Origin of the sequence: Terrisporobacter mayombei (assembly GCF_020748465.1) — a bacterium.
Classification (GTDB): domain Bacteria; phylum Bacillota; class Clostridia; order Peptostreptococcales; family Peptostreptococcaceae; genus Terrisporobacter; species Terrisporobacter mayombei.
This window is the reverse complement of record NZ_JAHZMP010000001.1, coordinates 149,295-173,327: the sequence shown is the minus strand read 5'-3', so window position 1 is coordinate 173,327 and position 24,033 is coordinate 149,295. Positions and strand designations below refer to the sequence as shown.

Below are 24,033 nucleotides of genomic sequence, written 5' to 3'. Positions count from 1 at the left end.
AATATAATTGGGGGAAATTTATATGAAATATACGCATATAGTATTTGATGTTGATGGTACTTTAATAGATTCAGAAAAAGTAGTTTTAAAATCATTACAAAAAACTATAGAAGAAGAAGGTATTAATAAAAGTTTAGACGACTTAAAGTTTGCCTTAGGTATACCTGGAAAGGATGCTTTATCAATACTTGGAATAGAGGATTTAGAAGGTGCTGAAGAAAAATGGAATGAAAACTTATTAAAATACTCTGATGAGATAACACTTTTTGAAGGAATAAAGCAAGTAATTCAAGAGTTAAAATGCAAAAACGTCAGTCTAGGTATTATAACATCTAAGACAAGAAAAGAATATGAGACAGACTTTTTAAAATTTGGGATAAACTCATATTTTGATTTAGTTATTTGTGCAGATGATACTAGAAAACACAAACCTGATAAAGAGCCTATGGAGAAGTATATAGAGATTACAAAAGCGAATAAAGAAGAAACTATATACATAGGTGATTCCATTTATGATATGCAATGTTCAAAAGATGCATGTGTTGACTTCGCATTAGCATTATGGGGGGCAAATGATACAGAAAAAATAAAAGCTACATATAAGCTAAAATATCCTAAAAATATATTAGATATTATAATGAAATCTGATGAAAATAAGATGGAATGGTTAGATTGGGCAATTGAATTGCAGCACTTAGCACAAGTAGGGCTAGCATACTCAAAAGATCCATATGATATAGAACGATTTAAAATGGTTCGTCATATATCAGCAGAAATGATTAGCTCAAAAACAGAATTAAATTTTGATAAAGTTAATGATTTATTTTGCAACGAGACGGGCTTTCAAACACCTAAGCTAGATACAAGAGCAGCAATTTTTAAGTATAATAAAATATTACTAGTTAAAGAAATTAGTACAGATACTTGGGCTTTACCAGGAGGCTGGGTTGATGTAGATCAGTCTATTTATTCAAATACTGTTAAAGAAGTTAAAGAAGAGGCAGGTCTTGATGTTATTCCTAGTAAGTTAATAGCAATTCAAGATAGAAATAAACATAATATACCAAGATATGCTTATGGAGTTTGTAAAGTCTTCATGTTATGCAAAGTACTTGGTGGTGAGTTTAAAGAGAATATCGAAACATGTGATAGTGGATTTTTTAGTTTAAATGAATTGCCTGAATTAGATATGGCAAAAAACACGGAAGAGCAAATAAAAATGTGCTTTCTAGCAGAAAAAGATCCTAATTGGCAAACAATATTTGATTAATTAAGCAATTTACTAAAAAGTTATATAAAAAATAATATTTCAGGGAAAAGATGCATCCTAAATATAAGAGGTTTATAAAAAAGAGTGTATTATTATAAAATGGATAGAATAATCATATAGAAAGACTTATGTAAGTGGTGAATATTAATGAGTAAAAATAAAAAGATATTACTTTGTATTTTTATAGGATTAATTATATTAATCTTTTGGATACAAAAAACAAATTCAGATTATATCATTGAAAGAGATATAGGTATTCATAACAGAGGATTTAAAGAGTACGCTGTATTCTATCCACAACACCAAGATGATGAGGTGTTGTGGGGAGGAAGTGCCTTAAAAAGAGCTGTAAACACTTTAGGTTCAGATCATGTATTTATAGTATTAGGCTCGGATGGAAGTGGAGTTAATGTGTTTAATGATGAATTTTATAAAAATAAAAGTAGAAAAGAAAAAGGAGAACTAAGAAACAAGGAGTTTTATGCAGCACTATATGATTTGGGAATTAAAGAAGAGAACATTTTAATACTTGCAGATATGGATAACAAATCAGGAAGCCATTTTGATTTAATGAAGGAAGTTGCACTAAATTTCGAACAAAAATATAAAAGTGTGACTCATGTGGCCCACACATACAAATACGACGATCATCCCATGCATAGAAAAAATGGAAGAATAATTTTTGATTTATATAATGAAGGAAAAATAAAAGATGCAATGTTTTATTTAAAACCTAAATATATAAAGAAAGTTCCATCAGATAAAAGAGTCATATACAAGGCTAAGAATCACGAAGATTATGAGGCTATTGTCAATGCTTGTAATGAATATAGAGTTATTAATAAAGATGAAGACAGACATGGTATAGGATATATTTCTGCTCATAGTCATTTTGACCAATTGTTAAGCGATCCTGAATTAACTTCTGTGTTTCATTTACCATACTAAATTTAGAATATAAGTGTAAAAAAGAGAGCTAATTAAAAACAGCTCTCTTTTTTATGTTTAAAATACTCTTCTTTAGTTAATGCATATATTAAATGAAATACATCTTTTCCGTTATGTTCTCTCATGTAATCATCTATAACCTTCATTCCTAATTTCTCAGCAACTTTAATTGAATTAATATTTTCGGGAATTACTTGAGCTATATATTTATCAGCATTAAGAACATTAAATATGTAGTCCACACATGCTTTCATTCCTTCTGTGGCATATCCTTTGTTCCAATATTCCTTTTTTAGTATATAAGCAACTTCAATGTACTTTACTTCTTTTATTGTTATTGGTAGTATTCCCATTATTCCAATTACTGAATTACTTGCTTTTTCTATTGCTATATAATAACTATAACCAAAGTCTTCATATTGCTGTGTGATTTTATCAATCCAAATTTTAACCTCTTTATCGGAGTAAGTTTTTCCCCATCCTAAAAGCATTAAATCTTCATCTTGTAAAATTGATTTCATTTCATTGTAGTCATTTTGTTGTATTTTTCTCAATAATAATCTTTCAGTTTCAATAATACACATTTTCTCCTCCAAGTTAAAAATTATATTGTATCAATCAAATAATAAGAAAGAAATCTAAACTACTTTAAATTAGAAGTTAATATATTTCATCTTCTTCTACTTCAATTAAACCTTTTGAAGCTAAAAATTCTTCTTGTAAATCTAAAATCATTTCTATTTCATCCTTAGAAATATTGCCTGCACATCTACTATATATAAATTCTATCATTTCTTCTATTGAAATTGTTGTATCTTCCATAATATCCTCCTAAACTTGTAACATAAACATTATGATACAACATAATAAATGAAATTAAAAGAGTTAGAATTTACTTTATATAATTGCAGATACTAAATTTAAACTATACTTAGGAGGGAAATATGAGTAAATATAAATTAGATTATTTTTCGAAATATTATTTTTATGAAGAAGATGATTTTGTTAATCAGGTAGAAGATGGAAAGTACATACTAGAACAAATAAAGACTAGTAATAGATTTGATTATAAAGGTCATTCATATAAATACACTAAGTTTGGAAACATATCACAAAGTGATACAAAAAGAGATGTAAATATGGAAATAGTAGCAGACAGTGTAAATGTGATTATAGATAATGAGGAATGTCACCTTGATTTAATATACAAATTTGAAACCAAAGTTTTAGAAGATCATGTTAGAGTAACTACTAGAATTAGTGAGAAAAATGATGATATATCTTGTTTATTATATATAAATAACAATGAAGCTAAAGAATGTATAAAGGAGTTAGAAGGTGTAAAAAAGTTACAAGAGAGCTATCTTAAAATGTAACAAATAATTTAAATAGTAATTTTATAGTAGTACTTGGAATGCAAGTCTAGGACCTAAATCTTTAGCTTGATTCATAGATATAAGAACTATAGATTTATATAGTGCTACATATCATTGGTGAGGATATTTATGGATGCAAAATTTGTGGAGTATCTTCGTAATTTCCCATTAGACTAAGCATATAATACTCATTTACTTAACCTTAACAATTTTTATGCTACAATTATCATATGTATATAGAATTACATAGTTCTTGATACATTTATCATAAAAGTTAGAAGGGGAATGAATATGAAGAAAACATTATATTTAATGCGCCATGGGCAAACTTTATTTAATTTAAGAAAAAAAATGCAAGGACATTGTGATTCACCATTAACACCTTTGGGGGAAAAGCAAGCTGAAATAGCGGGAGAGTATTTAAAAAATATTCATATAGATCATGCCTATAGTTCATCTTTAGAAAGATGTTGTGACACTTTGGAAATTGCTACTAATGGAAGTATACCTTATGTAAGATTAAAAGGTTTAAAAGAAATGAGTTTTGGCGTATTTGAAGGTGAAAGTGAAGATTTAAAACCTAGAGATAAAAAAGATTATGAGAGTTTCTTTGTTCAATATGGTGGAGAATCTTTATCACAAGTTAAAGAAAGAATGCTTAAAACATGTACGGAAATAATTGAAAAAGAAGACCACAATACTGTTTTAGCTGTGTCTCATGGATTGGCGTCTTTATGTTTCTTATCAAATTTTGAAGATGCTCATGAACTAATGAAAACAGGTATACCTAATTGTACTATATTTAAATATGAATACGAAAATAAAGAGTTCAAATTAGTTGAAATTATTCGTCATGATTTTAATCAGATAGAAGAAGCATTGGCTTATTAATAATTGTAACGAATGACATATAAAGGGTGTATCAAAAATGATACACCCTTTTAAAAGGTAACATACTATGTAAAATATATAATAATTTCGGGAGTGTTTTAATGGTAGTAGAAAAAGAAATACACAAATCCTTTGCTTTTGAAAATAAAAAGTCAAATACTATGGTTATATTTATTCACGGAATACTAGAAGGGCCAAATCAATTTAAAGAATTTGCAGAAATTGTACATAAAGAAGGTTTTTCATACTCAGCAGTTTTATTAGACGGACATGGAAAAAGTGGGAAAGATTTTGGAAGAAGCAACAAAAATAAATGGTTAGATACAGTTGAAAAAGAAATATTAAAACATAAAGATAAATATGAAAATATCATATTAGTAGGGCATTCCATGGGGTCATTAATATCACTATTATTTACTTTAAAATATAAAAATAAAATAAAAGGTCTTGTATTAATATCAGCACCTCTTAAAGTTTTTGTTAAATTTAATATGATGATTAGTAGCATAAAAGTAGCTTTAGGAAGGATTAGAGAAGAAGACATTTTAGTAAAACCGTGCACAAAAAGCTTTTAGTGTTGATAGATGCTCGCCTTTAACTTATTTTACTTGGATACCTAGATATGTGGACTTGTTTAATTTAATAACATTAAGTAGAAAAAAACTTAAAAATATAGAAATACCAACTTTAATTGTTAACTGTAAAAGTGATGAACTTGTTAGTCACAGAAGTTTAAAAGCTTATAATAATAAATTACAGAATGATTATAAAATTATAAACTTAGAAAAATCAGGGCATTTTTACTATAACGAAGATGAATTAAAATTTTTGCTAAATGAGTTTAATATTTTTATAAATAAAACTAGCATCTAACATATTAAATAAAAAAGTTGTAGATAGTTATTATAATAAACTATCTACAACTTTTTTTTAGTTTGCAGTTGCCATTGTAGAACCTTGTTTTGATTTATATAATAACTTCTTAGTTAAAAACTTAGAAATACGCATTACAGCATAAGTTATAAATACAACACTATAAGCCGCAACGTTTATTATGCAATTAGTGTCATCTGAAAGAGCAACAGGAACCATTATTGCAATTAATATTATACTCACACCAGCAGCAGTCTTCATATTAGTTGACATAGTTTCTGGTGCAGTAAAAAGATTTACAAAGTGATTTCTACCAAAGCTTATATTGTGAGCTAGAGTAAGTATACCTGCTATAATTGATAACTCGGCTCTAATAGGCATTAAATACTTAATTAACTTACTTTCATTTCTAAAAGCCCCTGTGTACATAACAATAATAAAAATAGAGGTAGAAAAAGTACTTTTTATTAAAATAGGAAGAATAGTAGTTATAAACCAGGCTGATAAAGTTGCGACCAAAAGCTGCCAGCAATATTGCAACTATTATTGATATTAAAAAATTCATAATTACCTTCATTGAATATGAGAAACATGGGGTTATTCATTTCTTCATAAAATTTTATATTACTTATTTTTAACTATTAATCTCATCTATATTATTACTTTTAAACAGTTCATTTAATAAAGTAATTTGAGAATAACTAACTTTTATAGAAGCTCTGTCATTGGAAATCAAAGATGACTTTTTAAATATAGATGTTTTTTTAGTTGAAAATGCAAGACTATAACAAGCTTTTCCATTTATATTTTCCTTTGACCACATATATCCATTCATACTGGAAAAGGGAACAAATGAATTAAACATAAGTATACCTTCATTATATACAATTGCACTTTTTCTCTTAGGGTTAAATATTGATACGCTCATTACCACAAGCAAAGTGAAACTTATGCTATTTATGGTTACTAAAGAAGAAGAAAATACTTCTGGTGATTCAATAGTATTAAATTTATCTATAAGAGAGAGAAAAAGTATAAGACAAAATCCAAATAAACAAATTTGAACATACTTCATAGCTTTTTCATCCCAAATAGATTCTTTATAGGATTGAATATAAAAAAGAGGTTCTTCTTTGGAAAGCTCACGATCTTTTTTAATAATTCTTATAAAATCTACAATTTCAAATATACTTTGTAAAGAAATAAGTAGAGTAAAAGATGAGCATAGAAATATTTGAAAATTATTATAACTATTTAAAGAAATATAAGCAAAGTCTGTAAGTATAAATATGGATGTAATTATTATTAGTGAAAAAATTCTAAATAACTTATTATACTTATAAATTTTATCCTTATAAATTTTACTTAAAACATAAGGATCCCCCATTTGTTTTAAAGCCATAGTTGTGGCAGCATTACTACTCATACCATCTTCTGTATATTCTTCAATATAACTATAAATATGATCTTTAAGTTCATCTTTCATATCTTGGGCTTTTTCTTCTGTGGAAATAAATCTACATGCAGATTGTAGAAAGTTTTCAATAGTATTATTTTCTGTAGCCATTAATATTGCCTCCCTAATACCAGATTCATTGTTTTACTAAATACTTCCCATTCATTTTCACGTTTTTTTAATTCTGTTAAGCCTTTCTTTGTAATTCTATAGTATTTTCTACGTCGACCATTTTCACTTTCCCAGAATGATTCAATAAATTTGTTTTTCTCAAGGTCATGCAAAATAGGGTATAGAGTTCCTTCTTTAAAAAGAAATACTCCACCAGATTTGTTTTCAATTTCTTTAATCATTCCATAACCATATGTGGGCTCTTTTTCAAGAGTATTCAAAATTAATGTAACAGTACTACCTTTAATAAGTTCTTTATTCAAAATCAACACCTCGGATTCCTATGTATTATAAAAAGATAGTATTTCAATTTTGACTTAAAGTCAAGTGATACTTATAAAATTAAGACTGTATAAAAAAAACATTATAATAAAAATTACCTTTATAGCAAGATATATATTATAATACTTTTAATAAGACTTATCAAAAGTATTAACGATTGTTAAAATAATTAAAAACTATAATTATTCAGTTGAAAAGAGGAAAATAAATGAACATTAGTAATACAAGAAATTTAAGAAAAATAAATCAGGAAAAAATAATTAATGCATTGATAAATAGAGATGCATGTACAAAAAACGAATTATCAATTTTGACAGGATTGTCTCTTGGTAGTGTTAATAATATTGTAGGTGATTTATTAAAAAGTGATCAGGTTATTGAATCTGGATATGCTAAATCTACAGGAGGAAGACCCTCAAAACATTATGAATTAAATAGTAATTATTCTAAAAATCTATGTTTATCTATATTTAAAAATAGTAATAGAATCCATCTTGTTTATAGAGTTTACAATTTAAAAGATGAGATTTTAATGGAAAATAGAATTGCTAAACCTAAAATTTCAATTGAAGATATTTATGAAATTTTAGATAGTGTTTTAGAAAAAGTAGAAAATATTAAAGTTATAGGTGTAAGTATCCCTGGGATTATAAAAGATGAAAATGTAATATCTACGGGAATAGATGATTTTAATGAAATTAATATTATACAGTTACTAAAGGAAAAATACGAGCAAAAGATTATTTTTGGCAATGATGTTAATACAGCAGCAATTGGATTTTATTTAGATCAAGAAAATTACGAAGATATTTGTTTATTGTTCCAGCCAGCCAATCATTGCGCAGGTGTAGGGATTATAGTAAATGGAAGAATGCTTAAAGGGATGAATAACTTGGCTGGTGAGGTTCAATATTTACCAATTGACCTTACAGATAATATGGAAATACTTTTAAATTCTAAGGAGGGTCATGAAGAGTTAATTACTAGATATACTCAGTCTATTATAGCTATGCTAAACCCTCAGGTTATTGGTATTTGTTCTACAATTGTAGATGATTACTCAAATATTAAAGAAAATCTAAATAATATATTTAATAAAGAAGAATTACCAGAGCTAATTAAAATACATGATCTTATTGAATACATTATGTGGGGCATAAATTTATTATGTAAGGATTCATTAAAATCTAATCTTACAATAACAAAAAAGACAATTATATAAATCAAATATACTTATAAAATAGGAGAGAATAAAATGAGAATAGAACATGTAGCAATGTATGTAAATGATTTGGAAAATACAAAGGATTTTTATACTAAGTTTTTCGGAGCAAAAATAGATAAAAGATATCATAACTTTTTAACAGGACTTCAAACATATTTTTTAACATTTGATGACAATACTAAACTTGAGATAATGACACGTCCCGAGGTGGAAGCAATAGAAAAATCACTTACGCAAAGTGGATATATTCACTTGGCTTTTAGTGTGGGAAGTAAGAAAAAGGTAGATAAGTTAACAAAAGATCTAAAAAAAGCAGGATATGAAGTGATAAGTGGACCACGTACAACAGGAGATGGTTATTATGAAAGTTGCATACTTGGGCCTGAAAATAATCAAATTGAAATAACTGCATAATATAATAAATTGAATTAAATTATATATTTCATATAAGGTGCTGAAATATTTGTTTATCATATTATAAATTAAGAATTTAAAAGGGAGGGAATTTTATGGATTTTTATAATAAACCATTAATTTCTCCACAAATGGAAAATGTTTTTTATAATTATGATAAGTTAACTATTAGTGTTAAATTATATTCCATGTATAATATTTACTGTAATAAAAATGTGTTAATAAATTTAATGATTGAAGACAATACTGCAAATAAGGTATATGAATATGCTGGAACAGTTAAAAATGATATTTTATATGTTAATATTAGTAAAAATAAATTAAAAGATATTTAAAGAAGATAGTATTAAAACTTTAATAGAAGTAAAAGTGTTTAATACCAATGGCGATATAATAGATATAGAGACAGTAAAGGGAAGATTATGGGGAGAAAATGAGTTTTCAACAGAATTAAATTATAATGATTATACCTTGAAACTATTAATAATAAACAACAAGGATAGCGTTGATTTTTTTGTAATTAAGGTATAAAAATAAAATAGATAAAATAAACAAAGCTAAAATTTATAAGTAAACTTACGAAGTTTTAAGGTTAAAAATTAAAAATTATTTTTCACAATAAAAGCTCATTACTATTTTAAATGAGCTTTTATTGTGAAACTAAAAACAATTCACCACTTCTTTTATTATTTTGATATACTGTATGTGAACAACTAAAGTTGTGTTAAGAATACAAAGTAGAGAATCCACAAAGTAGAAGATATATATTCCTTGGATGAGGTTGTATTTGTATATAAAATATTTCTAGGTAAAATGAGGGTGATGAGATGAAAGTTTTAAGTGGAGGTTGTACATTAGATTGCTATGATGCATGCAAATTCAATGTATATACTGAAGACAACAATATTGTAAAAATAGAAGGGGACAAGTGCCATCCATACACTAAAGGATTTATTTGTAAAAAGGGGCTAAAGCATGTTAAAAGACATAATCATCTAAATAGACAATATAAACCTTTATTAAAGGTTAATCATAAATGGGAAGAAATAACTTTTGAAGAAGCTATAGATATTATGGCAAAAAAGTTAAATCATTATAAAGAAAACTATGGATCAAAATCCTTCATATATTATGAACAATATGGAAGTGGAAGTCTTCTTAAAAGTATTGGAGAGATATTTTTTAATTTTTTTGGAGGCAGTTGTAAACAAAAAGGTGGGCCTTGCTGGAGTGCAGGAATAGAGGCTCAAAAAAGAAATTTTGGAGATGTGAAAAGTCATTCATTGGAAGATATGTTAAATAGTAAAACTATTATAGTATGGGGAAAAAATCCAGCTAATACAACAATACATACAATGAATATGATCAAAGTAGCTCAAAAATCAGGCGCTTATGTTATCGTTATTGATCCAATCCTTACACCTACAGCAAAGCAAGCTGATTTTCATTTAAGTATAAAACCTGGTGGCGATGGAGCTTTAGCTTTGGCTATGGCAAAACGAATAATTGAATTAAACTTGCATAATGAAGATTATATAAATAAATATGTGAAAAACTTTGATGAATACAAAGCTTATTTAGATAAGTTGAGCTTAAGAAATTTATGCAAAATGTGTGGAGTAACTTTACCCCACCTAGATTTTATAGTAAAAAAATATGTAGAAACGTATTCGACTATTTTACAAGGATATGGTATGCAAAAATATAATTATGGTGGAAGTACTATTGGATATATAAATACATTAGGAGCTATAACTGGTCAAATAGGATACAGTGGTGGAGGAGTGAATTATGCAAATAGAGTTTATCCAGATGTATTAAACACAGATCCTTACCTTAGTTATAAACATGCAGATGATGAATTTTTTTATGTAAGTAAGATAAGTGATTTTATTGAAGAAAAGAATATTAAAATGGCAGTAATAACAAAGAGCAATCTTTTAAATCAACTACCTCAGTTAAAAAAATTAGAAAAAGCTATGTCCAAAATTGAATTTAAGGTATGCTTTGATTTATTTTTAACTGATACAGCAGAGAGTTGTGATTTATTTATTCCTGTAACAAGTGTTTTCGAAAGTGAAGATTTGTTATATAGTTCTATGACTAATCCTTATTTAACATATATTGAAAAAGCATTGGAACCAGAAAATAATTTTATGGACGAGTATTATTTTTTCCAAGAAGTAGCTAGAAAATTAAATCTTACTAATTATCCTTATGTTGACAAAAGACAGTATTTGGAGAAAGTGATAGAACCGCTAAGAAATATAAATAAAGATATAAGCTTAGATTATCTTGCAAAAAACTATTTTACAATACATGAATATATAGCTTGGGAAGATAAAAAATTTAAAACTGAGTCGGGAAAGTTCGAAATATTTATAAATGAAAATGCCTTAAACGTTAATAAAGTAGATGAAGAATACAACTTTAGGTTATTAACAAATCATGGAAATGAATCATTATTTAGTCAGCATTATATGGACTACGAAAACAAAGCCAAAGCATTTATTAATAAGAAGATGGCATCTAAATATAAATTTTATCAAGATAATCTGATAAATATGGAATCAAGTGAAGGAAAAATAGAAGTTTTAATACAAATTGATGATTCTATTTGCGATGATGTAGTTATGATGTATGCAGGTTTCTGGAAAAAGCATGGAAATCCCAACTGGATAATAAAATCAGGTATATCAGATATAGGCGGTCAAGTAACTTATAACGAGACTTTCGTGAAATTATATAAATATTAAAATGTAAACTAAAATTAGATGTAAAAATAGGAGATGGATGTAATGATTATCCAGCTCCTATTTTATTTTTAGTAAATATTTAAAAAATTTTTGCTAATTACGATTATTATTTGAAATATATCATAAAGTATAAGTATAAATTTAGAATACATATTAGATTTCGCCATTTGAATTTTTTATAAAGTAATGTTACAATGGGCAAAGTAATTGGAATAATAAGGATGTGAACTGTATGAAAAAGAAAATATTGCTTCTAATAATGATTTTTATACTTATAATGGGACTAGGTAATTGTATTTATTCTAAAAATAGTCAACTCTCTAAAAGTGAAAAAATAGAGGACTTTGAATATTTGTACAACAACATAGAGAAAGGATATCCTTATTTAAATGTAAATAAAAGACGTTATAATGTGGATTGGCTAGAAAACAAAGAAAAATATTTAAAGAGAATTGAAGATACGCCTGATGATGAGAAATTTATAGAAGAAATGTCATCAATAGTAGGCGATTTACATAATCGACATACGGAATTAATAGATAATAAAAGTAGGTTTGAACTTTTTGAAACAGCATATTCAAATAATAATTGGTATGATTTTCTTAATGATGAAAAAGTTATAAACAGATATAATTCTATAAAACCAAAGATAAAAATATCAAAGGAACATTTTTTCAAAAAAGAATTGACTTTAAAAGATATAATTAAAGATAAAGTTGGATATATTTATTTGCCATCGATGTCTTCAAGTGGTGGGTCTTTTAATGAAGATTTCAACAAAATAGGCGACTATATTAACACATTAGAAAATCACAAAGCTTTAATTATTGATATAAGAGACAATGCAGGTGGAAGTGATAGTTATTGGCAAGGGATACTATCTAAACTTATAAAAGATGATACGAAAGTAAGTGGTTATAGGATTTATAGAAACAACTGTAAAACAATTAAAAAATATACACAAAAAAGAAATATAAAATTACAGCCCATAAAAAATTTACCTGAGCATATAAAAAAGAATGGACCAAAGGAAATTTTAAAACAGTTTACTGATTTTGAAAATACATCTTATACTATAAAAGGCAATCCTAACTTGAAATTTAAAGGAAATATATATTTACTTGTGGATGAACAAGTATTTTCATCATCAGAGTTATTTTCTATGCTTTGCAAAGAAACAAAATTTGCAACAGTAATAGGGGAGTCTACAGGAGGAGATGGTGGAGTTATAGATCCTGTATTAATTAACCTAAAAAATAGTGGTTTAATTATTAGAATGGCTAGCTGTATGTATTTAAATAAAGATGGAGTATGTGATGAAGAATTAAAAGTGATTCCAGATTATAAAATAGAAGATTGTGAAAAAACTTCTAATTTTAAAAATGATAATTGCATAAAAAAAGTATTAGAGATAGAAAAGCTCAATTAATAAATTTATAGGGGGGGAATATATGAAAAAAAGATTAACCCAGTCTATAAAAAATCCTGATAAAATAAAGAATTACTGGCTTAAGGAAAAGAAGACAGTAATTCTGCTCACTGTATTTGGGGTTTTGTATAATGTGGGGATGGTTGCTAGGCCTATTTATCAAGGAAAACTAATTGATGCTTTAATTGCAAAGATTAGTTTTAATAATGTAATAAATCTAGCATTAATATTTATATTTATTACATTTATAGTTCAATTTTTTAGATATTATAAAAGATATTATGTGAGACAATTTGCCAATAGAACAACAGCAACCATGAGATTTATGCTTTACAATAATATCTTGCACAAAACAGAAAAAGAGTTAAGTGAAGAAAATATGGGAAGTATTATGACAAAGACCATTTCTGATGTGGATGTCTGTGTGGAAGGTATGAGAAAATCTACCACAGAGGTATTTGACACAGGAGTGCTCTTTGTATCATACTTAATAACACTTTTACAGTACGATGTGAAGATAACATTGTATGCTTGCATCTTCATACCAGTTGCCATACTTATTGCAGAAAAATTAAAAAGAATTATATTTAAATTTACGAAAGCTTATAGAAGTCAAATATCTAAAGTATCAGATATAACTTACGATATGATAGACAATGCAATTTTATACAGACTTTATGGCAGAGAAACTGATAACAAAACGATTTATGAAAAAGAACTAGAAGACTTTGAGAGAAAAGCAATTACAGCAAATATATGGGAAAATGCCATGCAGCCGATTTATAATGTGATTGCCATGGGTGGAATTGTATTTGTCATAATCATGATGGGAGAGAAGGTTTACAAAGGCGATTTTACTGTTGGTGAATTTTCTGCCTACATCTCAATATTTTCTGTTATGGCAGTAAAAGCCAGTAGAATTGCCAGATTATTTAACACAATTCAAAAATCTAGAGTATCCTGGAATAGGATAAAGCCTTACTTAAAAGAATATAGTCAAATTGATAAAAACTTAAATGAGATAGAGGAAGAAACAAATGTTGAAGCTAAGAATTTATATTTTAAATATAGCGAAGAGTATATAATAGAAAATCTTAATTTTGAAGGAAAAGAAAATCAAATAATTGGAATAACAGGACCTATAGGTTGTGGTAAATCGACCATAGGGAAAATATTTTTAGCAGATTATGATTATGAAGGTAGTTTAACAATAGACAAGAAAGAACTGCGAAATTACAGCGAATTTGAAAGAAGTAAAATCATATCTTATTTAGGACACAATCCTCATTTAATTTCAGACACTATTTACAACAATATAACTTTAGGAGATGATGGAGATATATCTCACGTACTTAATATGGTTTGTTTTCATGAAGATTTAAAATTTATGGAACATGGGATAGATACTATGGTTGGTAATGGTGGAATAAGACTCAGTGGAGGTCAACAAGCTAGAATTGCTTTAGCAAGGACTCTTTATCATAAAAATAAAATGCTAATATTAGATGACCCTTTCTCTGCAGTTGATATGAATACGGAAAAAATCATAATAGATAATTTGAGAAATCATTACAAAGACTGCTTAATTATACTAATTTCCCATAGACTATCAATTTTTAAATACTTAAATAAAATCATATTAATAAATGAGAACAGAACTTTAGAATATGGAAGTCACGAAAAATTAATTCGTTCATCTATACTGTATAATCAACTTTATTCTTTACAACGAAGAAAAGAAGGTGATAAAGATGAGCAGTAAGCATATAAAAATCAACAGCAAAGTTGTAAAATTAATAATAAATGTATTTAAAGAATATAAACCACTTACTTTTTTGCTTCTTTTCATAATAATTGGGACTATTGGATTTAGTTTAGCAACGCCTCAAGTACTAAAATATATTATAGATGATTATTTAACAGTTGGAGGAAAAAGTCTGTTATTTCCATCCTTACTATACTTTGCAACAATTGTACTTCTTGGTATTTTTAATTTTGGAAAAGAAGGAGTCATAACTATATTTGGTCAGAAAATAATAAGAAAAATTAAAGAAGAAATGATGATAAAGTTGGAGAAAATACCTATAGGATACCTATCTACAAATGAAAGTGGTTCCATAGTATCTCGTTTTTCCAACGATGTTGAAGCTGTAGGTTCACTATTTACAAGTGGTATAGTCAGTATGTTTGTAGATGCTTTTAAGATTATAGGCATTGTAATTTCTATTTGGATATTTAGTTATAAACTTGGAATTTTAGTTTTGTTTATAATACCTGTAGTGTATTTTTTGACTAGAAAATTTCAGAAAAAAATGTTAAATGCACAAAGGTTGTATCGTGTTTTAACAGCTAAAGTAAATAACCACATACCAGAAAGTATAAATAATATACAGATGATTAAATCTTTTGCAAAAGAAGAATATATGGAAGATAAATATGTGAATTATTTAGATGAAAGTTATGAAGCTATGGATAAAATAAATTTCTATGACTCAATTTTTTCTCCTATAATTTTGGTACTAAGAGCAGTTGTCATAGCTATTGTAGTTATTTTATCTAGTGATCATTTATCTTTCTTAGGAATTTCTATAGGAACTGTTGCAGCAGCTATAGAGTTAATAAACAATATATTTACACCAATAGAAAATCTAGGTATGGAACTACAAAATATTCAACAGTCCATAGCAGGGATTTACAGAATAGATCAATTCTTAAATGAAAAAGAAGAAACAAAGAAGAATGTTGATTTTACATATGAGAAAATTATAAATAATAACTTAAATATAGAACTTAATAATGTAAACTTCTACTATGAAGAAGGTGAGAATATTCTAGAAAATATATGTCTTAGCATTAAATACAAAGAAAGTGTAACCTTTGCAGGAAGAACAGGTGCTGGAAAGACAACGCTTTTTAAATTAATCCTTGGACTTTTGGAGCCAAGTAGTGGCAGTGCTACTTTAAGTAATGTGAAAGTTAGTGAAATACCTAATTATGAAAAGCGAAAAATCTTTGGATATGTGGAGCAATCTTTTTCTTTTATTAAGGGAAGTGTAGGGGAGCAGATTAGTTTAAAAGATGAAAAAATAAGCAAAGAAGATATAGAAAATGCCATGAAATTTGTAGGTTTACATGATTATATAATAACTCTAGAAGAAGGATATGACACATTTGCATCTCATCATCTTTTTTCACAGGGTCAAAGACAATTACTATCAATTGCAAGAGCTATTGTAACTTCACCACCAATTATGTTACTGGATGAAATTACAGCAAATTTAGATTCAGAAACAGAAGAGAAAATAATTTCTGTACTTAAAAGTGCTTCTTCTGAAAGAACTGTACTTTCAATTTCTCACAGATTATCATCTGTTTTAACATGTGATAGAATAATTAAATTGGAAAATAAAAGCATAGTCATGTAAAAAATAAATTTAAAATCCTCCTCCAAAAATTAAAATATTATAAATTTTTAACATGAGATAGTATTAGTAATAAGGACAATCCATGATAAATAAATAATATATTAGGATTAAATAATTGGGGGAGGAATTTTTATGACATTAAATAATAAAAAAGTAATAATTGATGCAGCTTATGGCAGCATAACTAATAAATATGCAGATGACAAAGTTATATTAGTTGGGGAATTTCCTGATGAAAAAAGCAATTACGCAAACAGCTTGCAACTTGTTATAAATAGAGAAAATAATTTACCCCTTACCATAAATGTTCCATACAATGGATATAATATGCAACTCTTTGTTGAAGATTTTACTGGAGATAGACTTGACAATATAATGATTAGAGGAGAGTATAATAATACACTTGTTGATAAAAATGGACATAACAATTTAATAAGTTATGAATTAGGTGTGATTTACAAATATGAAAATGAGAAATTAATAGAAATTTTTAATATGGAGAAATATAAAAATAATAATTTACCTTCTGCTAAATTTAAAAATAATTATAGAACTTCAGTATCTTGTAATAAGAAAAAATATTTAATAGATTTATCTACAAGATCTAAAGAGTATTTAAATGAGATATATGATGAAAATAAAAAGGTAAAAACAAATTTAAGACCAACTTTAGACAATCCCAGTGAGATTTTTCCTATAAAAGAAGTATTTAATGATTGCTATAACTTGCTTATTTATCAAAGGATTGTGGGAATTAACAATAGCGATGTTATTGGAACAATTGAAACATTAATAAATCTAAATAATAATAAGATAAATATTGTATATGAAGGGTTATTATCATATCCATATGAAGAAGTTCATAAATTGAAAAATGAATTAAAAAATCAGTTTAAGGAAAAAAGAAAAATACTTGAAGGAAGTAGATTTATAAAAACATATTCTTCAAAAAATAAAAATAATAATAGTCGAAATGATGATTTAAACTTAATAATAAAATCCATGGATGAAGAAGCTAACACACTATATGTTGATGCATATTTACTTAACTTAAAAAGTTATGAGATAAAATCATTAAGTAATTTGAAGATAATATTAAAAGATGACCAAGATAGAATAGTAGGAAATAAAGTGTTTAATAGAGTTGACATAGGAGAAGGTTTAAAGCCAAAGGATAGAATGAGAATATTATTATCCTTCTTTTCAAATGAATACAATGTATTTGATGATTTAGATATAAATAATCTAACTTGCGAAATTAATTATGATGCAAGAAGTTAAAATTTTTCACAAAAATTATCTAGTAAAATTTAACATATAATAATATAATGGCTATAACACAAATAGATAAAAATCCATTATATATAAATGAAAACAATTAGGAGGATAACTTATGAAACAATGTATGGATTCAGATAATATACACAGAAGAATGAAAAAAATAATAGGTCAGTTGAATGCTGTTGATAGAATGGTAGATGAAGATGTACCTTGTGAAGATATAATTATGCAAATTAATGCAGCAAAATCAGCTCTTCATAAAGTTGGGCAAATAGTTTTGGAAGGCCACTTACATCACTGTGTTAAAGAGGGAATAGAACATGGAGATGCAGATAAAACAATAGAAGATTTCGCAAAAGCAATTGAATATTTTTCGAGAATGTAAAATAATTAAATATAAATTTGATAAAACAAGGTTGTTTAGCAAGGGCTAACAACCTTGTTTTATTTTTTGAAAATAAACATTCTTGTTGCTAAAATATACCCTTATGGGTATAATTCAAGTATACCTAGGGGGGTATATTTTAATAAGGAGGGGTAAGAATATTATGAAAGACATATTTAAAGATGAAATAAAAAGAGACATTTTATTTCTGGTTATATCAGGAATTGCACTTATATTTAGTTTTAGTCATATAAAATTATTTAATTTAGATTTAGCTTGGATTTCCATAATACTTTGTGGTATTCCCATCATAAAAGAAGCTATAGAAGGTCTATTTACAGAGTTTGATATAAAAGCAGATGTACTAGTATCTATGGCACTTATTGCATCAGTTATAATTGGAGAAGTATTTGCAGCTGGTGAAGTGGCATTTATAATGCAAATAGGAGCATTTCTTGAAGAATTTACAGTTAGAAAATCAAGAAAAGGAATTGAAAAACTAGTACATTTAACACCTACATTAGCAAGAATAATAGTAAATAATGAGGAAAAATCTATTAATGCAAAAGATGTTAAAGTTGGAGATATACTTAGAGTTAATCCAGGGGAAATAATACCAGTTGATGGAGTAATTACAAAAGGCAAAACTTCCATAGATAATTCTATTATGAGTGGAGAGTCTATTCCTCTTGATTTAAGTGAAGGAGACAGTGTATATTCTGGTGCAGTTAATCAGTTTGGATCTTTTGAAATGAAAGCAACAAAGGTTGGAGAAGATAGTTCTATCCAAAGAATGATAAAGCTAGTTCAAAGTGCAGATGCCAGTAAAGCAAAAATAGTAGGTGTGGCAGATAAATGGGCAACATATATTGTTATAGCTGCTTTTTCAAGTGCTATTTTAACTTGGTTAGTAACAGGAGAAATAATAAGAGAAGTTACAATTCTTGTTGTATTTTGTCCCTGTGCTTTAGTTTTAGCAACTCCAACTGCTATAGTAGCAGCCATAGGAAACGTCTCAAAACATGGTATTTTAGTTAAAGAAGGAGATGCACTAGAGAGACTTTCCAAGATAAGTAAAATTACTTTTGATAAAACAGGTACTTTAACTTATGGAAAGCCAAAGGTGGAAGAGGTTGTAAGTGTAATGAATAATTTAAGTAATGAAGAACTTTATGAAATGGTTGCTTCATGTGAACTATACTCAGAGCATCCTCTTGGAAGATCAATAGTATCTTCTTTTAAAGAAAATCATAAAACAGAAATAAATCCTCCGCAGGAATTTGAAATAACTCCAGGTAGAGGAGTAGTTGCAAAAGTAAATAATAAAAAAATAATAGCTGGTAATAAACATTTGCTTCTAGATGAAAAATTTAAAAGAGATGAAATTAGATTTATTAGAGAAAAATATAAAAATAAAGGCAAATCAATAATTTATATTGGGATAGATAATAAAATTGCTGGCTATGTAATACTAAGTGATACACTTAGACATGAGTCCAAGTTTATGATAAAAAGTATAAAAAACTTAGGAATTACACCTGTTCTTTTAACTGGAGACAATAAATATGTGGCAAAAAGTATTGCGTCTCAAGTTAATATAGAAGAAGTAAAATCAGAATGTTTTCCCCAAGATAAATTAGAAATAATTGAAGAGAGCCAAGAACAAGAAAAGAAAATGGTTTGTATGGTTGGAGATGGAATAAATGATGCTCCAGCACTTAAAAAAGCATTTGTAGGAATTGCCATGGGTGGTGTTGGTAGTGATATAGCAGTAGATGCAGCAGATATTGTACTTGTTAGAGATGATATAGATAATTTACCTCATTTATTAAAATTATCAAAACATATGATGAAGACGATTAAAATAAATCTTGCTTTTTCCATGGGACTTAACTTTGTGGCAGTTATTCTTGCCATGACAGGTATGCTAGGACCTGTAGTAGGAGCTCTTGTTCATAATGCTGGCTCAGTTTTAGTTATTATGAATTCTGCTTTACTATTAAAATATAATAATAAATCAAATGAAAATGAAAAATATTTGAAAAATGAAGCTTCAAGAAAAAGTAGAGAAGTAAGTTGTTCAAGTTTATAAAAATGTATAAAAAAATCCTTGCTCTACCGATCAAGCAAGGATTTTAAAATATATTGTAAAAAGGGGTTTTTAGGGAATATATTTATTTGGGGAGTAATCAGTTATTGGGGAAATAACTGTATATTTATAATAACAAAGTTCGACAAACTCCGCAAGATAAAATTTTATTTTTTTAAAAAAATTATAAAAAACAAAAAGAGTATAAATTGATAAACTCAATTTATACTCTTTAATTTCATATAGATTAGAATAAGCAAGTCTATAAGCGGAGTTCTGTATTAGATAATCATCTTTCTAGACTTATTGTCACCAATAAGCTCAAGCGTCCTACCAATTGGAAGATGCGAGCAGCATCTTTTTTCATCCTAACTTGGACTTGCTCCGGGTGGGGTTTACACGGCTTTCTTCGTCACTGAAGAAACGGTGAGCTCTTACCTCGCCTTTTCATCCTTACCACAAAAGTGGCGGTTGTTTTCTGTTGCACTTTCCTTAGGATCACTCCCACTAGGCGTTACCTAGCACCCTGCTCTGTGGAGCTCCGACTTTCCTCGTGTAGAGAAAATCTCTACCCGCGATTATCTGATTTACTTATTATTTAATTGATGAATTAATCATAACATAAAATTATTTATATGTCTAAAGTAAATATTTAAAAGAATTAAAAAAATATGGATATGTAACAAATATATAGTACTAGTTTCATAAAAGGATGTTTTTGTTAATGAAAAAAGGTTAACTTAAAAAAATAAAAAGTTGACACAAATAAAAATCATAATTATACTTCTAAATATAAACTTAGAAAATTTAGGAGGATAAAAATGATTGAATTAAAAAATAAAACATCCAAAATAGTTATTTGTGGCTTATTTGCAGCAATGATTGCCATAAGTGCATTTATTCAAATACCTATACCAAATCTTGATTATTTCACACTACAATTTTTATTTGTATTGTTAGCAGGTATGTTACTTGGATCAAAATTAGGAGGGATTTCTGTAACAGTATATGTTATAACAGGTCTTATGGGATTTCCCATATTTGCAGCAGGTGGAGGAATTACATATATACTAAGACCTAGTTTTGGATATTTAATAGGATTTATATTATGTGCGTTTGTTACAGGTTTTGTTTGTGAAAAAATAAAAAGCAAAAAAATATCTAAGTACTTAATAGCAGCTTTTTGTGGATTTTTAGTGACTTATGCTATAGGTCTTACGTATAAATATTTTATTTTGAATTTCTATATGGGAACTAAAATGCCTTTTGTAGCAATATTATTATCTTGTTTTCCACTGGATATTCCAGGAGATATAGTTTTATGTATTACGGCTAGTTTAGTAGGTTCAAAATTAAGTAAATATGTAAAAAGAGAAAATGCAAATTACGCTTAAAGTTGTATGATTATTCTTAATAACTATGATGAAAGCATTAATTTATCTAAAGGAAATAATTGAAAAATAAAATATATTTAAATATAAAAGGATGGCTAATGTCATCTTTTTTATTTGAATTAATATCACTTAAACTAAACCTATCAAAAATGTAACTTTTCTGCAATGTAAATCCATTGTTGTAAAACCTGACCTGATATAAAATAATAATATATTTTCCACGTTGTTTGTTGGATTTATAGAAATTGAATTAATGAAATGTAAGGGAGATGGTAAAATGAAAATTTCAAAAGGAAAAGTTATAGCAGCTATTTTAGGAATAATAGTTATAGCAGGTGGTGTATCTGTATACAAATCATCAACTAATGATTATCCATACAGACTTATATATATATCAGAAGAAGGCAATAAACAGGAAAAATCACAAGAAGAAGCAATAAATGAAGCATTGAAAGGTTTAAATGTAAAAGAGACTGATTTTGATATGCTTAAAGTAGATGATAAAGGAACTGTAGTTATTAAGCAATCAGAATATAATAAATTGGCTAAAGATAAAAGGCTCAAAGAAGTTAATCTTTCTGGTGATGAAGCAATGATTATACCTAGATATGATGGGATAAAGAATATATCATATTTAAAGAAGCAAAAAGGAATAAAGGAATTTAAAGTAAAGGATATTGATCTAAAGATAAAAGGTGTTCTTAATAAGAAAATCTTAATAACTGGACTTTTCACTAATCAGCTTGTTGTAAGTGATAAAACTTATGAAAAATTATCTAAAGATAGCAAAACCCTAGAAATAAGCGGTTATGATTACGAGCTTAACAAAGATACAAAAAATAATGTTGCTAGTTTATTTAAAAATAAGTCATTTTCATTTAGTAATACTGACAGATTATATTATCTAATTGGAAAGGATAGCTTTGTAGAATAATAATTTAAATAATCATTAAAGAATAACCTGATATAATAAAAAGATAGGAACAATACATTAATGTATCGTTCCTATCTTTTTTATTTAAGTGAATAAATAATGGGTATATAGAGGAAATACTATTTAAAGATATTTAATTATTGAAAAAAGGAGAAATATAATGAACAGAAAAATAATCTTTAACTTAGCCATGAGTATAGATGGATATATTAGCGACGAAGATGGTGGGTTTGAGTGGATTGTGGGTGAAGATAATAATTCACTGGATACTAAAGAACAATTTGAGTTTAATAAATTTTTAGAAACTTGTGACACAATAGTAATGGGAAGAAAGTCTTATGAAGATATACCTAGAGAAACTTTTGATGAGTTTTCAAATAAAAAAATTTACCTGGTTACTAATAAGGAACTTAATATAAATAAAGATAATGTGGAGATTATAAATGGAGATATTGTTGAAAAAATACTTAAGTTGAAAAAAGAAGAAGGAAAAAATATATGGATATTTGGTGGCGCAATTTTAGCAGATTCATTTATAAAAGCTGACGTTATAGATGAGTACATTATTGGCATAATTCCATGCATCTTAGGTAAGGGAAGAAAGTTATTTTTGGAAAATAATCCAACTATAAATTTACATTTAAAAAATTATAGTTTCTCAGATGGAATTGCAGTTTTAACTTATACAAAAAGATAGAATTATATTAAAAAATGATATTTGTATAAACCTACACTAAAATGGAATAATAGATTTAAAGTAATAAATAATATTATTTCTAAATATAAGGAGTATGCATATGATTTTAGATAAGGAAAAATATATAAAAGTTAGAGCAGCTCAAGCACAAGGAGCTAGAACAGTACAAGATATTAAGGTAATGACAGATATAGTTATAGAAAATGATGAAGAATATAGAGAAATTGATAGGGTAGTACAAAATGTTTGCAAATGCCAAAATGTATCTGTAAATGAAGTAGTAGCAGCAGTCAAAAATGGTGCAGAGACAGTAGAGCAAGTTATGGAAGAAACTAATGCAGGTACTGGTTGTGGTAGATGTAAAGGAATAATAGAAAATATTTTAAAAAATAAAAAATAATTATATTAAATAAGCCTTAGTAAATAGAAAACTATTACTAAGGTTTTTTATATGTGTAAGATACATAATTTAAAGAGCAATCCCAATTATATATTGACAATGAAAATATATATTATAAAATATAATAGTAAAATAAATATGATCGGATGATAATAATCTTAGACATTACTTAAATGTAAGGCCGAAGAAGCAAAAAAAAGAATTTATCTTAATCTTTTTTGAAACTGACAGGCAAAAGGAAGATTATTTGACGAAGCTTTGGAGAGAACGGATACCGTCGCCTACGTGGCTATAACCAACTGGCAAAAGGACAGAGTAATAAGATACTTAATTTTAG

Annotated in this window: 26 protein-coding genes, 1 other RNA gene and 1 riboswitch; of the genes, 21 read left to right on the top strand and 6 right to left on the bottom strand. The window is 27.1% G+C overall.

Annotation, left to right across the window (positions count from 1 at the left end; all coding sequences use genetic code 11):
* Nucleotides 1-22: 22 nt before the first annotated feature.
* Both K0039_RS00905 and K0039_RS00900 read left to right on the top strand, forming a co-directional pair.
* A complete protein-coding gene (locus K0039_RS00905; protein WP_228103182.1) occupies nucleotides 23-1,270 on the top strand; it encodes an NUDIX hydrolase in 1,248 nt (415 codons plus the stop codon).
* A 147-nt stretch (nucleotides 1,271-1,417) separates the two neighbouring features.
* The gene (locus tag K0039_RS00900; RefSeq protein WP_228103181.1) at nucleotides 1,418-2,218 is read left to right on the top strand and encodes a PIG-L family deacetylase; all 801 of its coding nucleotides are present in this window, start codon (nucleotides 1,418-1,420) and stop codon (nucleotides 2,216-2,218) included.
* A 32-nt stretch (nucleotides 2,219-2,250) separates the two neighbouring features.
* On the opposite strand, the gene K0039_RS00895 is transcribed toward K0039_RS00900, so the two are convergent.
* Nucleotides 2,251-2,802 carry a GNAT family N-acetyltransferase gene (locus tag K0039_RS00895; RefSeq protein ID WP_228103180.1) on the bottom strand — a complete coding sequence of 184 codons (552 nt, stop codon included), beginning with the start codon at nucleotides 2,800-2,802 and terminating at the stop codon, nucleotides 2,251-2,253.
* A gap of 76 nt (nucleotides 2,803-2,878) precedes the next feature.
* Nucleotides 2,879-3,040 (bottom strand): hypothetical protein, encoded by a 162-nt coding sequence (locus K0039_RS00890; protein WP_228103179.1) that lies wholly within the window; start codon nucleotides 3,038-3,040, stop codon nucleotides 2,879-2,881.
* A 122-nt stretch (nucleotides 3,041-3,162) separates the two neighbouring features.
* Between K0039_RS00890 and K0039_RS00885 the strand changes: the two genes are divergently transcribed.
* The 4 genes from K0039_RS00885 (at nucleotide 3,163) to K0039_RS00870 (ending at nucleotide 5,358) form a co-directional block, all read left to right on the top strand.
* Nucleotides 3,163-3,594, top strand: a complete 432-nt coding sequence (locus K0039_RS00885; protein ID WP_228103178.1) for a hypothetical protein — start codon at nucleotides 3,163-3,165, stop codon at nucleotides 3,592-3,594.
* A 291-nt stretch (nucleotides 3,595-3,885) separates the two neighbouring features.
* Entirely contained in the window at nucleotides 3,886-4,485 is a 600-nt protein-coding gene (locus K0039_RS00880; RefSeq protein WP_228103177.1) for a histidine phosphatase family protein, read from the top strand.
* A gap of 101 nt (nucleotides 4,486-4,586) precedes the next feature.
* Complete coding sequence (locus K0039_RS00875; protein WP_228103176.1) at nucleotides 4,587-5,060, top strand: alpha/beta hydrolase; 474 nt, start codon at nucleotides 4,587-4,589, stop codon at nucleotides 5,058-5,060.
* Nucleotides 5,061-5,109: 49 nt separating this feature from the next.
* Nucleotides 5,110-5,358 carry an alpha/beta fold hydrolase gene (locus K0039_RS00870; protein WP_228103175.1) on the top strand — a complete coding sequence of 83 codons (249 nt, stop codon included), beginning with the start codon at nucleotides 5,110-5,112 and terminating at the stop codon, nucleotides 5,356-5,358.
* A 57-nt stretch (nucleotides 5,359-5,415) separates the two neighbouring features.
* Here the strand turns inward: K0039_RS00870 and K0039_RS00865 are convergent, their stop codons facing one another.
* The 3 genes from K0039_RS00865 to K0039_RS00855 form a co-directional block, all read right to left on the bottom strand.
* Nucleotides 5,416-5,877: a hypothetical protein gene (locus K0039_RS00865; protein ID WP_228103174.1), complete on the bottom strand. Its 462-nt coding sequence runs from the start codon at nucleotides 5,875-5,877 to the stop codon at nucleotides 5,416-5,418.
* A gap of 115 nt (nucleotides 5,878-5,992) precedes the next feature.
* Nucleotides 5,993-6,925, bottom strand: a complete 933-nt coding sequence (locus tag K0039_RS00860; protein WP_228103173.1) for a permease prefix domain 1-containing protein — start codon at nucleotides 6,923-6,925, stop codon at nucleotides 5,993-5,995.
* Nucleotides 6,925-7,257 carry a PadR family transcriptional regulator gene (locus K0039_RS00855; RefSeq protein WP_334302522.1) on the bottom strand — a complete coding sequence of 111 codons (333 nt, stop codon included), beginning with the start codon at nucleotides 7,255-7,257 and terminating at the stop codon, nucleotides 6,925-6,927. The genes K0039_RS00860 and K0039_RS00855 overlap by 1 nt, the downstream gene beginning before the upstream one ends.
* A gap of 218 nt (nucleotides 7,258-7,475) precedes the next feature.
* On the opposite strand from K0039_RS00855, the gene K0039_RS00850 reads away from it, so the two are divergent.
* From K0039_RS00850 to K0039_RS00800, 11 genes are all read left to right on the top strand, one after another.
* A complete protein-coding gene (locus K0039_RS00850; protein WP_228103171.1) occupies nucleotides 7,476-8,489 on the top strand; it encodes an ROK family protein in 1,014 nt (337 codons plus the stop codon).
* 33 nt (nucleotides 8,490-8,522) lie between these two features.
* Complete coding sequence (locus K0039_RS00845) at nucleotides 8,523-8,906, top strand: VOC family protein (RefSeq protein WP_228103170.1); 384 nt, start codon at nucleotides 8,523-8,525, stop codon at nucleotides 8,904-8,906.
* A gap of 95 nt (nucleotides 8,907-9,001) precedes the next feature.
* A complete protein-coding gene (locus tag K0039_RS00840) occupies nucleotides 9,002-9,241 on the top strand; it encodes a hypothetical protein (protein WP_228103169.1) in 240 nt (79 codons plus the stop codon).
* Nucleotides 9,242-9,275: 34 nt separating this feature from the next.
* Nucleotides 9,276-9,437 (top strand): hypothetical protein, encoded by a 162-nt coding sequence (locus K0039_RS00835; protein WP_228103168.1) that lies wholly within the window; start codon nucleotides 9,276-9,278, stop codon nucleotides 9,435-9,437.
* Nucleotides 9,438-9,733: 296 nt separating this feature from the next.
* Complete coding sequence (locus tag K0039_RS00830) at nucleotides 9,734-11,662, top strand: molybdopterin-dependent oxidoreductase (RefSeq protein ID WP_228103167.1); 1,929 nt, start codon at nucleotides 9,734-9,736, stop codon at nucleotides 11,660-11,662.
* Between the two features lie 232 nt (nucleotides 11,663-11,894).
* Nucleotides 11,895-13,091 carry a S41 family peptidase gene (locus K0039_RS00825; protein ID WP_228103166.1) on the top strand — a complete coding sequence of 399 codons (1,197 nt, stop codon included), beginning with the start codon at nucleotides 11,895-11,897 and terminating at the stop codon, nucleotides 13,089-13,091.
* Nucleotides 13,092-13,113: 22 nt separating this feature from the next.
* A complete protein-coding gene (locus tag K0039_RS00820; protein WP_228103165.1) occupies nucleotides 13,114-14,853 on the top strand; it encodes an ABC transporter ATP-binding protein in 1,740 nt (579 codons plus the stop codon).
* The gene (locus tag K0039_RS00815) at nucleotides 14,843-16,516 is read left to right on the top strand and encodes an ABC transporter ATP-binding protein (protein ID WP_228103164.1); all 1,674 of its coding nucleotides are present in this window, start codon (nucleotides 14,843-14,845) and stop codon (nucleotides 16,514-16,516) included. Before K0039_RS00820 ends, K0039_RS00815 begins: the two co-directional genes overlap by 11 nt.
* A gap of 132 nt (nucleotides 16,517-16,648) precedes the next feature.
* Complete coding sequence (locus tag K0039_RS00810) at nucleotides 16,649-17,797, top strand: YybI family spore inner coat protein (protein WP_228103163.1); 1,149 nt, start codon at nucleotides 16,649-16,651, stop codon at nucleotides 17,795-17,797.
* Nucleotides 17,798-17,909: 112 nt separating this feature from the next.
* Nucleotides 17,910-18,182 carry a metal-sensing transcriptional repressor gene (locus K0039_RS00805; protein WP_018590633.1) on the top strand — a complete coding sequence of 91 codons (273 nt, stop codon included), beginning with the start codon at nucleotides 17,910-17,912 and terminating at the stop codon, nucleotides 18,180-18,182.
* 163 nt (nucleotides 18,183-18,345) lie between these two features.
* Nucleotides 18,346-20,274, top strand: a complete 1,929-nt coding sequence (locus K0039_RS00800; protein ID WP_228103162.1) for a heavy metal translocating P-type ATPase — start codon at nucleotides 18,346-18,348, stop codon at nucleotides 20,272-20,274.
* A gap of 246 nt (nucleotides 20,275-20,520) precedes the next feature.
* On the opposite strand, the gene rnpB is transcribed toward K0039_RS00800, so the two are convergent.
* Nucleotides 20,521-20,865: RNase P RNA component class A (gene rnpB, locus K0039_RS00795), an RNA gene on the bottom strand.
* 227 nt (nucleotides 20,866-21,092) lie between these two features.
* Here rnpB and K0039_RS00790 point away from each other — a divergent pair.
* The 4 genes from K0039_RS00790 to K0039_RS00775 all read left to right on the top strand — a co-directional run bounded on the left by K0039_RS00790 (nucleotide 21,093) and on the right by K0039_RS00775 (nucleotide 23,696).
* Nucleotides 21,093-21,665, top strand: a complete 573-nt coding sequence (locus K0039_RS00790) for a biotin transporter BioY (RefSeq protein WP_228103161.1) — start codon at nucleotides 21,093-21,095, stop codon at nucleotides 21,663-21,665.
* Between the two features lie 277 nt (nucleotides 21,666-21,942).
* Nucleotides 21,943-22,599, top strand: a complete 657-nt coding sequence (locus K0039_RS00785) for a hypothetical protein (protein ID WP_228103160.1) — start codon at nucleotides 21,943-21,945, stop codon at nucleotides 22,597-22,599.
* A gap of 160 nt (nucleotides 22,600-22,759) precedes the next feature.
* Complete coding sequence (locus tag K0039_RS00780) at nucleotides 22,760-23,296, top strand: dihydrofolate reductase family protein (protein WP_228103159.1); 537 nt, start codon at nucleotides 22,760-22,762, stop codon at nucleotides 23,294-23,296.
* A 100-nt stretch (nucleotides 23,297-23,396) separates the two neighbouring features.
* On the top strand, nucleotides 23,397-23,696 hold the full coding sequence (locus K0039_RS00775; RefSeq protein ID WP_228103158.1) for a (2Fe-2S)-binding protein: 300 nt from the start codon (nucleotides 23,397-23,399) through the stop codon (nucleotides 23,694-23,696).
* A 146-nt stretch (nucleotides 23,697-23,842) separates the two neighbouring features.
* A riboswitch (glycine riboswitch) is annotated at nucleotides 23,843-23,949 on the top strand.
* Nucleotides 23,950-24,033: the final 84 nt, after the last annotated feature.